Source organism: Flavobacterium sp. (genome assembly GCF_044368625.1).
Lineage (GTDB): Bacteria > Bacteroidota > Bacteroidia > Flavobacteriales > Flavobacteriaceae > Flavobacterium.
This window is the reverse complement of record NZ_JBIPPD010000062.1, coordinates 1-15,239: the sequence shown is the minus strand read 5'-3', so window position 1 is coordinate 15,239 and position 15,239 is coordinate 1. Positions and strand designations below refer to the sequence as shown.

At 34.5% G+C, this 15,239-nt stretch carries 10 protein-coding genes; 9 read left to right on the top strand and 1 reads right to left on the bottom strand.

All coding sequences use genetic code 11. The features are described from left to right. Positions 1-378 precede the first annotated feature (378 nt). Positions 379-996 (top strand): hypothetical protein, encoded by a 618-nt coding sequence (locus tag ACIQ2X_RS06755; RefSeq protein WP_396178165.1) that lies wholly within the window; start codon positions 379-381, stop codon positions 994-996. A gap of 105 nt (positions 997-1,101) precedes the next feature. On the opposite strand, the gene ACIQ2X_RS06750 is transcribed toward ACIQ2X_RS06755, so the two are convergent. Then, complete coding sequence (locus ACIQ2X_RS06750) at positions 1,102-2,718, bottom strand: ABC-F family ATP-binding cassette domain-containing protein (protein WP_396178164.1); 1,617 nt, start codon at positions 2,716-2,718, stop codon at positions 1,102-1,104. Positions 2,719-2,908: 190 nt separating this feature from the next. On the opposite strand from ACIQ2X_RS06750, the gene ACIQ2X_RS06745 reads away from it, so the two are divergent. The 8 genes from ACIQ2X_RS06745 to ACIQ2X_RS06710 all read left to right on the top strand — a co-directional run bounded on the left by ACIQ2X_RS06745 (position 2,909) and on the right by ACIQ2X_RS06710 (position 15,176). Then, positions 2,909-4,291 (top strand): TlpA family protein disulfide reductase, encoded by a 1,383-nt coding sequence (locus ACIQ2X_RS06745; RefSeq protein ID WP_396178163.1) that lies wholly within the window; start codon positions 2,909-2,911, stop codon positions 4,289-4,291. 115 nt (positions 4,292-4,406) lie between these two features. Continuing rightward, a complete protein-coding gene (locus ACIQ2X_RS06740; RefSeq protein ID WP_396178162.1) occupies positions 4,407-6,026 on the top strand; it encodes an OstA-like protein in 1,620 nt (539 codons plus the stop codon). Between the two features lie 21 nt (positions 6,027-6,047). Further along, entirely contained in the window at positions 6,048-7,250 is a 1,203-nt protein-coding gene (locus tag ACIQ2X_RS06735; protein ID WP_396178161.1) for an aspartate aminotransferase family protein, read from the top strand. A gap of 85 nt (positions 7,251-7,335) precedes the next feature. Then, the gene (locus ACIQ2X_RS06730; protein ID WP_396178160.1) at positions 7,336-8,742 is read left to right on the top strand and encodes a tetratricopeptide repeat protein; all 1,407 of its coding nucleotides are present in this window, start codon (positions 7,336-7,338) and stop codon (positions 8,740-8,742) included. After that, complete coding sequence (locus tag ACIQ2X_RS06725; protein WP_396178159.1) at positions 8,729-9,481, top strand: shikimate dehydrogenase family protein; 753 nt, start codon at positions 8,729-8,731, stop codon at positions 9,479-9,481. Before ACIQ2X_RS06730 ends, ACIQ2X_RS06725 begins: the two co-directional genes overlap by 14 nt. A 113-nt stretch (positions 9,482-9,594) precedes the next feature. Next, on the top strand, positions 9,595-11,574 hold the full coding sequence (locus ACIQ2X_RS06720) for a DUF349 domain-containing protein (protein WP_396178158.1): 1,980 nt from the start codon (positions 9,595-9,597) through the stop codon (positions 11,572-11,574). Positions 11,575-11,758: 184 nt separating this feature from the next. Further along, complete coding sequence (locus ACIQ2X_RS06715; protein ID WP_396178157.1) at positions 11,759-13,138, top strand: hypothetical protein; 1,380 nt, start codon at positions 11,759-11,761, stop codon at positions 13,136-13,138. Between the two features lie 334 nt (positions 13,139-13,472). Then, on the top strand, positions 13,473-15,176 hold the full coding sequence (locus tag ACIQ2X_RS06710; RefSeq protein WP_396178156.1) for a fibronectin type III domain-containing protein: 1,704 nt from the start codon (positions 13,473-13,475) through the stop codon (positions 15,174-15,176). Positions 15,177-15,239: the final 63 nt, after the last annotated feature.

The window sequence follows — 15,239 nt, the reverse complement described above, 5'->3', positions numbered from 1 at the left end:
TCTTAAAACCAGTACAAAAAAGTTAGACGAGAATATGGAAGCCGCCAAAAGCAATTTCTTACTAAAAGGCTATTTCAAAAAGAAAAAGAAAGCTGAAGAGCGCCAAAAAAAAGAAGCTGAAAAGCAAGCTGAAAAAAATAAAAAGTAACAAAAAAGCTTCTATTTCAAATGAGATAGAAGCTTTTTAAATTCAGTGCAAATTTAAATCTCAAAATTGAAATAAACTTTTACAAACATTTTTCCATTTATTACTCAGTTCGAAGGAGTCATATTTTAAATCGAGTAACTATTTTTTACAATAATTTTTTTTAAAGAGTTATATTTGCTACAAAATCAAATACGCTTAAAGTTGACACTTTTTCAATAAAAATTAATTACATGAAAAAACTGCTCCTCCTACCCTTTTTAATGCTTCTTACTTCTTGCAATTCGGATAAAGATGAAAATCTAGTTAATGACTTTCGGGGCTATTACAAGATTACCTCGATAATTTCTGAAACTCCAATTGATTTAAATAATGATGGTCTAAAATCTACTAATATTCTTGAAGAAATAACTAGTCCACATACTACGTTAAACGGAATATATCCAAATTTTTATAATCCCGAAAATGGAAATAACTTTGCTGAGGTCCGACCACTGGTAGAGCAATTTAATACTACCCAATTCATATTTTTTAATTTTCCAGAACAATCCATAAGTTATTTAAATAATAATTTAGAAATGAACATTCCGATATTGATGCATTATTCAACATCAATGAATGCAGATATTGTTTATGAATTTATTAATCAAAATGAAATAAGAATAATTGACAACAATCCCGAATGGAATTCGCAATTTGGAGCAATTAAGTCATTAATTCGAATTGACAAAAATAATTTTGAAATTGATTTAGATAAAAAAATGTTTGATTTTAGTTCAAAACAATGGATGGATCTAAAAGTAAAAGCGCAATATAAAAAAGTAGGTTTGTCTAACGCAACTTCGTTATAATAGCTCTGTAAACCAGACATTCCGTTTGCAAGTAAATTGGAAAGTCGCAATAAAAAAAGGGTTTTACTTTGCGGTAAAACCCTTTTTTTATTGCTATAATTTTTTTTACGAATACATCAACTTTCTCAACTCTTGTACTTTTTCATCATCCAAATATTCATCAAAGGTCATGTAGCGGTCGATGGCACCTTTTGGCGTTAACTCGATGATTCGGTTACCTACAGTTTGGGCAAATTCATGATCGTGGGTGGTAAACAAAATCGAACCTTTAAAGTTTTTTAATGAATTATTAAATGCAGTAATGGATTCCAAATCCAAGTGATTCGTAGGTTCATCAAGCATTAATACATTTGCACGTTCCATCATCATGCGCGAAAGCATACATCTTACTTTTTCTCCTCCTGATAAAACCCGACTCGTTTTCAGCGCTTCTTCACCAGAAAAAATCATTTTTCCAAGAAAACCTCTGATAAAAACTTCGTCGCGTTCTTCCTCAGTTTTTGCATATTGACGCAACCAATCGACCAAGGTCAAATCGTTTTCGAAAAATTGGTGATTTTCTACAGGCAAATACGCTTGATTGGTTGTAATTCCCCAATCTACGGTTCCTGAATCGGCTTTTTGATGTCCGTTAATGATCTCGTAAAAAGCGGTTGTAGCTCTGGAATCTTTGGAAAATACGACAATTTTATCACCTTTTGCCATATTTAAATCTACATTGGTAAACAAAACATCACCGTCCACCGAAGCACTCAAATTGGCAATATTCAAAATTTGATCACCTGCTTCTCTTTCTTGGTCAAAAATAATCGCTGGATAACGACGAGAAGAAGGTTTGATTTCAGAAATATTCAACTTAGAAATCATCTTTTTTCGAGAAGTAGCTTGTTTGGATTTTGCGACATTCGCAGAAAAACGTCGTATAAACTCTTCCAATTCCTGCTTTTTTTCTTCGGCCTTTTTGTTTTGTTGTGCTCTTTGTTTCGCCGCTAATTGGCTCGATTCGTACCAAAACGTATAATTTCCAGAATAATGGTTAATTTTACTAAAATCGATATCGGAAATATGCGTACAAACTGCGTCCAAAAAGTGACGGTCGTGTGATACAACAATAACGGTATTTTCATAATTGGCCAAGAAATTTTCCAACCAAGCTATCGTTTCAAAATCCAAATCATTGGTAGGCTCATCCATAATCAATACGTCTGGATTTCCAAAAAGGGCTTGCGCCAAAAGCACCCGAACCTTCATTTTTCCTTCCATATCCGCCATTAACGAATAATGACTTTCTTCGGAAATTCCTAAACTCGACAGTAACGATGCCGCAGAAGACTCGGCATTCCAACCGTTCATTTCTTCAAACTGCACTTGCAATTCTCCAATCCGATCGGCATTTTCATCCGAATAATCCAGATACAGTTCGTCCATCTCTTTTTTAACGGCATACAAAACTTTGTTTCCCATCAAAACGGTTTCCAAAACACTGTGTGCATCAAACATGTTGTGGTTTTGATTCAAAACCGACATCCTTTTACCCGGTTCTAAATGAATGTGTCCCGATGTTGGATCCATATCTCCGGCTATAATCTTCAAAAAAGTCGATTTTCCGGCGCCATTCGCGCCAATAACACCGTATATATTTCCGTGCGTAAACGTAGTGTTTACTTCATCAAACAAGATTCGTTTTCCAAATTGAACGGATAAATTATTAACTGTTAACATTGATTGTTATTTAATTTTAAAAAGCAGTGCAAAAGTACAAAAAATTTGAATAGCAAAATGCTATCAACAAGCCCTTATTGCCATTAGCAATCATTTAACGATGCCTTAACAGTAAAATAGGTTAAGACTAAATATTTTTGTTTCAATAATATAAAACAGTCGTATCATCAAAACATTTTTTTACATACCCTTGCTTTGCGCGATTTCATTAGTTTCTTGCAACAAAGAATTTGATAATGATAATTATACTGCGTATTTTGGAGGTAAAGTGGTCAATCCAAATAACAGGTATGTTTTGTTTTGTAAAGACTCTAAAGTACTAGACACCATTGTATTAAATCCAGACAATACCTTTTTTAAAAAATTCGATTCGTTGACGCCAGGTATGTACTCCTTTAAACATGAACCTGAATATCAATACGTATATTTCGATAAAAACGACAGTTTAATGATTCGTGTCAATTCGCAAGAATTCGACGAATCAGTAACATTTTGTGGTCGTGGCGACGAAAAAAATAATTTTTTAATGGAATTATTTTTGAAAAACGAGCAAGACCGAGGTGTAATGTTTACTGTTTTCGACGAAAATATTCCACAATTCAATGCTAAAATTGATTCGGCTTTCCAATCGAAACAGAAATTTTACGACAAAAAGAAGGAAAGTATCGGTTGGGACGAGAACTTTGACCAATATGCCAAAGCGATGTTGGAATTTTTTCATTATTCAAAAAAAGAATTGTATCCAGTAGTGCACAAAATGAGAACCGGTGAAAATATTGAATCGCAACTGTCCGACAATTTTTACGATTTCCGAAAAACAATTGATTTTAACAATAAAAAATTCACCAATTTTTCTCCTTTCGTAAGGTATTTATCGAATATGATGAATAATTTAAGTACAAATGAAAAATGGTCGAATCGCTCAGAAATTGATCAAGCTTTTTTGACCAGTAGCAGAAAATTACAAATTGCCGATTCTCTTTTTACCAACGAAAAGATAAAAAACACGGTTTTGGATAATATTGCTTTCACTTATTTATTAGAAGATCAAAATATAGTGAACAATAAAAAGTTTCTAGACAAATACCATTCGTTGTCCACCGATAAAAATCAACACAACGAGATTAAAAAAATTGGGGATGCCATTCAATTGTTGAAAGAGAACAATCCACTTCCTGATGCTACCTTAATTGATTTTAACAATAAAAAAATCCCTTTGCATGCCGTCATTAAAAAGAAAACCGTGCTGTTTTTCTGGACCAAAAATCTGGAATCACATTTTGTTGCCGCTCACAAACGAGTATTAGACTTGCAGAAAAAACATCCGGATTACGACTTTGTCAGTATTTGTGTTGACGAAAATCATGCTAAATGGCAGAGTATTTTAAAAAATTACAACTTCGATGGCATCCGCGAATACCGCGTTGCTAACTTTGATGATGTAAAAGACCGTTGGGTAGTTAATAAAATACACCGTACGATGGTTTTAAATGCAAACGGGACTATAAACAACGCTTTTGTGAGTTTATTTGATGTAAATTTTGAAACGAATTTAAAAAAAAAAATTTTTTAAAAAGTATTTTGACAGCCAAGGTACTTTTTTTTATAAACAAAAGCCGCTTATAAATATTTCTTAATTAAGCGAAAACTGACTACATTTTACCTAAATTTGGCAAAATTTATTGACCTTGAAAAGCCTCTTTACCATATTTTTTCTCGTATTATGTGTCTCACTTTTTGCACAACAACCCAAAAAAATAGACGTCGAATATTCGGATTTTGCTGATCGTAATCAAACGGAAATTCCCGATGCTGCTTTATTAACCGGAAATGTACGAATCAACCACGACGGAGTAATAATTACCTGTAAAAAAGCCTATTATTTTGAAAAAGAAAATTATGCAAAACTCTTTGGCGATGTTCAAATGGTGCAAGGAGACACCTTGTACTTAAACTCCCAATATGCCGAATACAGTGGTAATGAAAAAAAAGCGTACGCTACAGGCAAACCCGTTTTGCGTTCGCCCGATATGACTTTAACCACCGATACCATAAACTTCGACCGGAATACACAGCAAGCTTTCTATAACAGTTTTGGCAGAATTATCAATAAAGAAAATACCTTGACCAGTAATTCGGGACGTTATTATGCTACGCAAAAAAAGTTTCAGTTTCTGTCCACAGTAACCATCACCAATCCAAAGTACGTCATCAAATCCGATCACGTAGATTACTACAATAATTCGGGACACGCCTACTTGTTTGGTCCATCGACCATTACCAGTAAAAATAATTTTATTTATACCGAGAAAGGCTTTTACGACAGCAAAAAAAATACGGGTCATTTTCTCCGTAAATCGTACATTCGTTACGACGATCGACTCATTGAAGGCGACAGTATTTTCTACAATCGAAATAATGAATTTGCCTCAGCCACACGAAATGTCAAAATCACCGATACCATAAACAAAGGAATCGTCAAGGGGCATTATGGCGAAGTCTACAAACTCAAAGACTCCTTAATGATGACTGGACGGGCGGTTGCAGTTAATCGTGTCGAAAATGATTCGGTTTACATTCATGGAAAAAAGCTGACGGTTACCGGAAAAAAAGGAAATCAAATTATTCGCGCTTATAGAAACGCACGTTTTTACAAATCAGACATGAGTGGTAAATGCGACTCGATACATTCAAGCACCAAAAAAGCGTTAACTCAACTCATCGGGCGACCTGTGGTTTGGAATGGCGAAAATCAATTAACGGGCGATGTTATTCATCTTATTGGCGACAATAAAACGGAAAAAATCGATTCACTCAAGGTACTCAACAATGCATTCATCATAGCTCTCGATACGTTAGGAACGGGTTATAATCAAGCAAAAGGATTGAATATGTATGGGAAATTCAAAGACAACAAACTGGACTACATTGATTTAATCAAAAATACCGAAGCCATTTATTATGTTTACGACGATTCAACTTTAACTGGAATTGAAAAAAAAATCAGTAGTCGTATCAATATCACTTTTGAAGAAAATAAAATCAACATATTGACCTCCTATCAAAATGTAGAAAGCTTGATGTATCCCGAAACTCAACTTCGCGAAAATGCCCGAAAACTTAGAGGTTTCAACTGGCGTGGCGACGAAATAATCCGAACAAAAGACGATATTTTTCCACCTGAAGAAGAAGAATTGGATGAAAAAATGCAAAAAGAAAGCAAAATTGACGCGGCCAAGAAAAACAAACCGATGGAAATAAGGCAGGAAACACTTGACTACGACAAAAAGAAAAGTCCAAAGAAGTAACGATTTACTCCTATCTTAGAAATGAAAAATGATTTTTTGAAATACCAAGCCCAAACTTCGCCTTATCCATTGGGAATGGAGGTTTCGCATGCCATAGGAAGTTACATTTACGATACTTCCGGAAAAAGTTACTTAGACTTTGTAGCTGGAGTTTCTGCCTGTACATTAGGCCATCAAAACCAACGCGTTAATAATGCTATCAAAGCCCAACTCGATCTGTATTCCCATGTGATGGTTTACGGCGAATATGCCCAACAACCCGCAGTTGATTTTTGCAAATTATTGGTACAACATTTACCCCATTCTTTAAACCAAGTGTATCTTGTAAATTCAGGAACTGAGGCCACAGAAGGCGCTTTGAAGTTAGCAAGAAGAGTAACAGGACGTTCACAATTAATTTCTTGTCATAATGCCTACCACGGTAACACTATGGGTGCGATGAGTGTGATGGGATTTGAAGAACGAAAGCAAGTGTTTCGACCGCTTATTCCTGATGTGGAATTTATAACTTTTAACAACGAATCAGATCTCGAAAAAATTACAACCAAAACCGCCGGATTTATTCTAGAAAGCATTCAAGGTGGAGCAGGATTTATTCAGCCTAAAAATGATTTCCTAATCAAAGTACGAAAACGTTGCGACGAAATGGGTGCGATGTTGATAATCGACGAAATCCAACCCGGTTTTGGCCGAACAGGAACATTATTTGGTTTTGAAAATTATGGAATTGTTCCCGATATTATGATTATTGGTAAAGGAATGGGCGGCGGAATGCCAGTTGGCGGAATCGTTGCCTCGTCAGAACATTTAAAATTACTGAGCAATAATCCGAAACTCGGACACATCACCACTTTTGGTGGACACCCTGTAATAGCAGCAGCTTGCCTGGCAACATTACAAGAACTCACCGAAACTTCGCTGATTGCCGAAACTTTAGTAAAAGAAAAACTATTTCGGTCGCTATTGGTACATCCTTTGATTAAAGAAATCAGAGGGCGTGGACTGATGTTGGCACCAATGACGGAATGTGCCGAAATAACCAATGAAGTGGTATTAAAGTGTCAGGAACGGGGACTTATATTATTTTGGTTATTGTTTGAACCTTGTGCCATCCGAATCACACCCCCACTAACCATCTCTGAAAATGAAATTCGAGAAGGTTGTAAAATACTCATTGAAGTGCTCGACGAAGTAGCACAAAATAGCGCTGTTATTGTTAACTAAATTGTTCACAACAAAGACCTCAGTCGAGCGTTTATTGAAGTGAATATATTTAATTTTAGTAACAGCTAATCATAAAAGAAAAAATATGTATTTAAGCGACGAAGAAGAAAACTATAATTTATCCTTATCTAAATTTGAGTCCATGTTAAAAACCAACAAGGTACTCTTTTTTGATTCGGAAGAATTTGAAGAAATAATACTCCACTACTTGGATATTGGCAAAGCTTCTTTGGCTAAAAAAGCCTTGAAACTAGCGCTGGAACAGCATCCTAATTCGAGTGGACTAAAATTGGTTCAAATAGAAATGCTGATTTACGACGACAAACTGGATTTGGCCGAAAAAATGCTTAATGAATTGCACGATTTAGAGCCCCAAAACGAAGAAATTTATATTCAGCGGGCTTCGATTTTTTCCAAAAGAGACCAACACGAAAAAGCAGTCGCTTGTTTAAAAACTGCCCTAAATTTAACCCATGACAAGTGTGATGTGTATAATTTATTAGGGATGGAATATTTGTTTATGGACAATTTAGAGGATGCCAAAAACAATTTCATAAAGTGTTTAGAAGAAGATTACGAAGATCAAACAGCCTTGTATAATGTAGTGTATTGTTTCGAATTTTTAGATCAAAATGAGCAAGCAATTGTTTATTTAGACAAATATATCAACGAAAATCCGTACAGCGAAATTGCTTGGCACCAATCAGGACGCTTGCATTATGGACTAAAAAAGTATAAAGAAGCTTTACGTGCTTTTGAATACGCCACCTTGATTGATGATGAGTTTATAGGTGCTTTTATGGAAAAAGCCAAAACCCTCGAGCGCTTAAAAAGACCGCATGAAGCAATTGTGGCCTATCAACGAACCATTGATTTGGACGATCCCACAAGTTATGCCTATTTGCGTATTGGAAAATGTCACGAACGTTTGGGTAATAAAAAATTAGCCATTGAATATTACAATAAAACGGTTCACGAAGATCCACTACTGGACAAAGGATGGATAGCGATAACCGACTTTTATTTGCGCCAAAAGAATTTTCAAAAAGCCTTGTTTTTCTTGAATAAAGCGTTGAGTATTGATAATGAAAATAAAAATTATTGGAAACGGTATGCTGCTTTAAACAGAGAATTACATTTTTACGAAGAAGCAGAATTAGGTTACCGAAAAGCAGTAGAATTTGGCGACTCGGAATTGGACACATGGCTGTTTTGGGTAGATGCTTTATTATCCATAGGTGAAATTGAAAGTGCTATAACCACACTTTTGCAAGCAACAGAATTCTATCCCGAATCGTTCGAAATCGAATACCGATTGGCGGGACTTTATTACATGACGAGACAAGACAAAAAAGGGAAATTTCATATCAGTAATGCATTTCGACTCAACGGTAAACATTATTCGATTATTGAAACATTATTTCCCATAGCTTGGAAACGAAAAATGGTCCAAAACATTATAAAAAAACACCTAGAAAGTGGCAAATTCTGAGATTGAAAAGTATGGTTTGATTGGAAAAAACATCGGTTACTCGTTTTCAAAAAAGTATTTTACCGACAAATTTAAGAAAGAAAACCAGCCCAATTTTAAGTACGAAAACTTCGATATTGCAGACATCAGTCAGCTTCAAGAAATTGTAGCAAATACTATTTATCTCAAAGGCTTAAACGTTACCATACCATACAAGGAAACTGTGATGCCCTTTTTAGATAAAATCAATAAAAAAGCACAATTGATTGGAGCGGTTAACACCATTAAAATTACCAAAAAAGAAAAATTAAAAGGCTACAATACCGACTACTATGGGTTTAAAAAAGCATTAAAACCAAACCTTAAATCGCATCATAAAAAAGCATTAATACTAGGTACTGGTGGCGCTTCGAAAGCCGTTGCATATGCCTTGCAAACCCTAGGTATCAGTTATAAGTTTGTCTCTCGAAATCCAACAACAGATCAGTGGCACTATAACGATTTAAATCAACATATTTTTAATGAATATCATTTGATTATAAATTGTACACCATTGGGAACATTTCCAAATACCGAAGAATTTCCGCCACTACCCTACAATTTTTTTTCAAGCGAACACCTGGCTTTCGACTTGATTTATAATCCAGCAGAAACGACTTTTCTTAAAAAAGCAAAAGAACATCAGTCCAAAACGTTAAATGGGTACCAAATGCTTGTTTTTCAAGCAGAAAAAGCTTGGAAAATTTGGAACAAACAATAAAAACGCAAATCTTAGATTTAAATTAACTAAATTTAACAGTTTTATTTTGAATTTAAGATAGGCTTTAGTACCTTTCGCATTCAATTTTTTACAAACCCTAAACATTTTATAAAATGTTAGACGAGACGAATGATAACCTGCCACAAGCAGATGGAACACTAGAGCCAACGGCTATCCCAACACCTAAAAGTGGTGCACAAGAAAACGAAGAGAATACAATTGAGTTGACTCCTGAAGAAGTGCAGGACGACACTTTTATGACCGAAGAACCATTGCCTCATCAATCCGCTGCAGATACTGAAACAGTAGACGTGGAAGAAACACAAAGTGATGCCGATGATGACACTGAACACCATGATATTCCTGTAAAAAATTACGAAAACATGTCAATGGATGATTTGGTAGTCGAACTTGAAAATTTGATAGCTTTGGATCAAATTAACAAAGTAAAATCTCAGGTTGAAGATATAAAAAAAGAATTCTTATCACAATACCACCATCTTTTAGACGAAAAAAAAGAAGAATTTTTGGAACAAAATCCAGATTCTACCGAGCCTTTCGAGTACCATTTGCCTGCCAAGGTAAACTTTGATCGCGCTTACATCCAATACCGAGAAAAGAAAAACGCTCATTTCAAAAAGTTACAAAACGATTTACAAGGCAATTTAGATAAACGTCTTGAAATTGTAGAAGAAATGCGAAATCTGATCAATCCTGCAGAAAGTATGCAAGATACATTGAAACATTTTAACGATCTGAGAGACCGTTGGAAAAATATTGGCCCAATTCCGAAAGACAAATACAACCATGTTTGGAACAATTATCATTTTCACGTAGAAAATTTTTACGACTACTTGCATTTAGACCGTGAAGCTCGTGATTTGGAATTCAAACACAATTTAGAACTGAAACAAAAATTGGTAGAACGTGCAGAAGCTTTAGAACACGAGCCTGATACCAACATTGCTTTCAGAGCTTTACAAGGATTTCACCGTATGTGGAAAGAAGAAATTGGACCCGTTGGAAAAGACCATAGAGAAGAAATTTGGAACCAATTTTCGGCAGCTACAAAGAAAATTCACGATCGAAAAGATGCTTTGAATGAAGAGATAAAAGAGCGTGAATTGGCAAACTTAGACATAAAAAAAGGCATCATTGCTAAAATTGAAGAGTTGGGTCAAGCAAAAGTTACCTCACACGCACAATGGTTGAAGCAAGCAGATGTGGTTGAAGGTTTAAGAAACGACTTTTTTAATGCAGGAAAAGTTCCAACTGAATTCAACGAAGAAACGTGGAGTGGTTTTAAAAATGCTGTTCGGTCTTTTAATATTTTTAAGAACTCGTTCTACAAAGACATGAAAAAAGACCAACACGACAATTTATTGAAAAAAACAGCACTTTTAAATAAAGCCAATGAATTGAAAGACAGTACCGATTTTGCCACAACAACTCCGATTATGATGAAAATTCAAGACGAGTGGAAAACGATCGGTCACGTTCCTCGAAAAAATTCGGACATTATTTGGAAAGAGTTTCGAGCGGCTTGCAACCACTATTTCGATAAATTGAAAGAGTCAAGAAGTGAGGCCAATCAAGAAGAAGAACAGGCTTATACCAAAAAGCAAGAACTTCTGGAAGCGGTAAAAGCGGTAACACTTATAGGCGAACATAGAGCAGATTTGGAAACCATAAAATCGCATATTGAATCTTGGAAAGCTGTAGGAAATGTACCAAGAAATAAACGCCATATTGATGGAAAGTTCAATAAAGTTTTGGACGGTTTATTTGAACAATTGAATGTCAGTAAAAAAGACACTGAAATGTTACGTTTTTCAAATCGGATGGAACATCTTGCAGGTGAAGACGACGGTCGAAAATTAGAAAACGAAAAAATCTTCATTATGCGAAAAATCGAAGAAATTCAAAATGAGATTTTTCAACTGGAAAACAATATTCAATTTTTTACAAATGCAAAAAATGCGAAAAAGGAAAATCCAATCGTGGTAGAAGTACGCAAAAACATTGAACGTAACAAAGAGAGTATGGAAATTTGGAAAGATAAATTAAAACAACTGAGAGAAATTTCTAAATAACTTTTTACACTTTTTGTAAGGAAAGCCTTTGAAACAAACGATTTCAAAGGCTTTTTTGAATTAGAAACAAATTTGAAATGCTTTGAAATACATGAGGTTTTACTGCCTAATATCCATCTTTATCATTCTCAGCAGCAGTTTTTCTGTTGCGCAAACTCGTTTGTCAAACAAACAAATTGATAGTTTGATAAAGATCAATGCCCCTTTTATTTACAAAAATCCAGTAGAATCCTACAATCGAGCTAAAGTAACTTACGCTGCTTCAATCAAAAACAATTATAGACTTGGTGCTGCAATGAGTTTACGAAAAATAGCGTTGTATCATTCGGAAATTCTAAAAGATTATAATAAAGCATTGACATATAACGATGAAGGATTAGAATTAGCGCGAAAAATCAATAATGATTCGTTACAATTGTTTTTTAATTTTGGTAAAGGTGCAGTTTATGGCAAATTGGGTTTTACCAAAAAGGCCATCAAAATTATAGATGAATGCTTGATTGAAGCAAAGGCAATTACTAACTATAAAAAAAGAAGTCTTTTTAAAGGTGACTTGTACAGTCACAAAGCCCATTTTTTATCCGAAATAAAACCGCCGGAGAAAACCAAAGTGATTTTGGAAAATTGCATTAAAGCAATGAAGGAGTACGAAAAAGCATTAGACATTTGTGTGGATCCAGGTTACTCTAATGTGGGCTATTATTACAGTCAATTGGAAATGTACGACGAAGCAGAATATTATATTAAAAAAGCAATTTCGTTTTATAAAAGTAAAAAGGTGCTTACTTGCGAATTTGAGTATACCAATTTATCTGAATTGTATTTAAAAACGGGGCATTATGAGAAAGCATTGCAATATGCAGATAGTTCCAATGCGATTTGTTTAAAAACGCTCCCACGAAATTACAACTTAATTTCAGAAAATTATAAAAACTACAAAAATGTCTTTAAGCAATTAAATGAAACTGATAAAGTAACTGAGTTTCACAATTTAGAGTTAGTGTACAAAGACAGTCTTAATTTTCAAAAAGAAAATCAATTGGGCGAAACAGCCAAATATATTATTGATAAAAATGAGTTTGAAAACATCAAATTACAACGAAAAAACTATTATTTAATTCTAACATTCGTACTAGTTTTAGTGCTTATAGGATTTTTGATTTTTTTTTATTACCGAAATAAAAAAATACAATTTAAGCAGCAAGCCCTTTTGAATGAAGAAAAGCTTGAACATAAATCTTCTGAAATTACAGAACTTAAACAAAAAGTTTCGACGTCTTACAATGATTTGATTGAAATGGCCAAAAAGAATGACCCTCTTTTTATTTCATTCTTTACCGAATTATACCCTGAATTTTCTAAGAATTTAAAAAAAATTCAACCTGATTTGACATTGGTTGAGCAAAAAGTTTGTTTTTATTTGAAACTTAAATTTACTACAAAGGAAATTGCGGAATACACATTTGTTTCGATTAAGGCAATTCAAAACAGAAAAAACCGACTTAGAAAAAGGCTCTTTATTGAGAACGATACCGATTTATACGATTGGATTGACCGTTTATAATTAGCTGAATTTTCTTACGATTATTCCAAACATCAGGATGATTCAAAGCGATTACTTGCTCATTTTTGATACGATTCAAAATTCAAAAAACCCTATTTTGATTAAAATTTATCTAAACAAATCAAATTAAGTATTTAAAAATCAATATTTTGCAAAATGTGGTATCTATGTGGTATCTGAATATTGGGATAAATAGCATTTGTAAGTCATATTTGTAGGAAGAGAATATTGTATTTGATTCAATAAATATCACAAAAAGTTTAATAAATAAACTTTAGACATTTAATCAAACATATTGTTCGCTGAAATTGAATTATCAATCAAATTATTACTTATGAAAAAAATTACATTAGTACTTTTGTTGCTTATTGCAACCGCTACTTTAGGTTACGGTCAATGTATTCGTCTCAATCAGTATCCGCTCAATACAATCGCTTCAAACAATATTGGTATTGAACAAACCATTGTTCTAGGCGTATTTAGTTCCGAATATTCTAAACTTACCAATTTAATTGTTGGTGGAAATTATTTATTTACTTGTACATCTGAAGAGGTAAACAAATACATAACAGTGACCGACTGGTCTAACAACGTTATTGTTCACGGCGCTTCACCACTTTCGGTAACAGGAATTACGTCGTCAGATATTTTACTGCATTTTTCTGATGATGCCGAATGCACTTCCAACTTTGATTCAAATACTGCAACAATAACTGCTATTTTAACATGTCCTCCCCCGTCCAGTATTGCAGTATCTGGAATTACGACAACAGGTGCATCAATATCTTGGACACCTCAAGGCTCGGAAACATTATGGCAAACTTTGGTTTTGTCCGAAGAAAGTCAAGCTCCAACTGCTGCTTCAGTGGGTACAACTTCTAGCACAACTTCGATAACTGTAAATGATTTAGTTCCAGCAACTACATACCATATTTATGTAAGAACAAATTGCGGAACAGAATTGAGTCCATGGAATGGTCCTAAAATTTTTTCGACCAATTGCATACCAATTACTGCTTTTAACGAATCCTTTGAAACAACACCGGTTGATACACTTCCAAACTGCTGGACTACAATAATTGGTGGCATGGGTGTGTCAGAAAATGCATCCGTTTCGGTACAGGAAACGAGTGCGGTATCTGGAACAAAATCAGTTGGTTTACAAAATAATTTTTCAGCTGAAGGATCAACCATTATGTTGGTTTCACCTAATTTGAGTAATGTTAGTTCGGGAACACATCGTATTAAATTTTTTGCGGAAACATGGGAGACCGGGACTTTACAAGTAGGAACAATTGACAGCACTACGGGTGATGGTTTTTTTTCGGTTATAACAACTTTTGAACTTACCGCTACAAATAATGAATATATCGTAGACTTTACTTCGTACATAGGAACAGATACATTTATAGCTTTTAAAAATACGTCTGCCATGCCTTATTCCAGTATTTTTATTGACGATATTCGTTGGGAATTGTTGCCTTTATGTGCCGATGTAACCAACATAAGTGTGAACCAAGTTACCCCAACAACAGCAGCACTTACTTGGACTGGAAATGGCGATGAAACACAGTGGGAAATTGTATTTAGCGAAAGCACCAACAATGACCCAACAACATTAATCCCAGTTGCTCCGTCAGTAAACTTATTGTCCGAAACCACTATAACAGGATTAAATGCAAACACACAATATAATGCATGGGTTCGATCGGTTTGTGGCGGAAGTGATGGTAATGGAGCTTGGATTGGTCCAAAGACATTTTCAACGAGTTGTAATGCAGTTGCTACTTTTCAAGAAAACTTCGATACCACTGCAGTAGACTCATTACCAACTTGTTGGTCGTCAATTGTTGAAGGAACAACAGGGTTTAGTTCGGGAGTTTATATTTATAACTACGGAGGATATTCAGGAAGTAATTCTATGCAGATGAATAGTGGCAATTCTGGTTCAAATGCTAAAATTATGTTGGTATCTGTAAAGTTTCACAACATTGTTGATGGCATTTCCTCCCCTTCGGGGTTTTCTTTGGAGGCGTAGCCGTAAAAGAAAACCCCGAAGGGGAAAGATAAAAAAGTTGATTATTTTTGTTTTACCACAAAC

Excerpts from the sequence above, each read along its gene's own strand:
- ACIQ2X_RS06755 (WP_396178165.1), top strand. The coding sequence starts at position 379 with ATGAAAAAACTGCTCCTCCTACCCTTTTTAATGCTTCTTACTTCTTGC.
- ACIQ2X_RS06750 (WP_396178164.1), bottom strand. The coding sequence starts at position 2,718 with ATGTTAACAGTTAATAATTTATCCGTTCAATTTGGAAAACGAATCTTG.
- ACIQ2X_RS06735 (WP_396178161.1), top strand. The coding sequence starts at position 6,048 with ATGAAAAATGATTTTTTGAAATACCAAGCCCAAACTTCGCCTTATCCA.
- ACIQ2X_RS06730 (WP_396178160.1), top strand. The coding sequence starts at position 7,336 with ATGTATTTAAGCGACGAAGAAGAAAACTATAATTTATCCTTATCTAAA.
- ACIQ2X_RS06720 (WP_396178158.1), top strand. The coding sequence starts at position 9,595 with ATGTTAGACGAGACGAATGATAACCTGCCACAAGCAGATGGAACACTA.
- ACIQ2X_RS06710 (WP_396178156.1), top strand. The coding sequence starts at position 13,473 with ATGAAAAAAATTACATTAGTACTTTTGTTGCTTATTGCAACCGCTACT.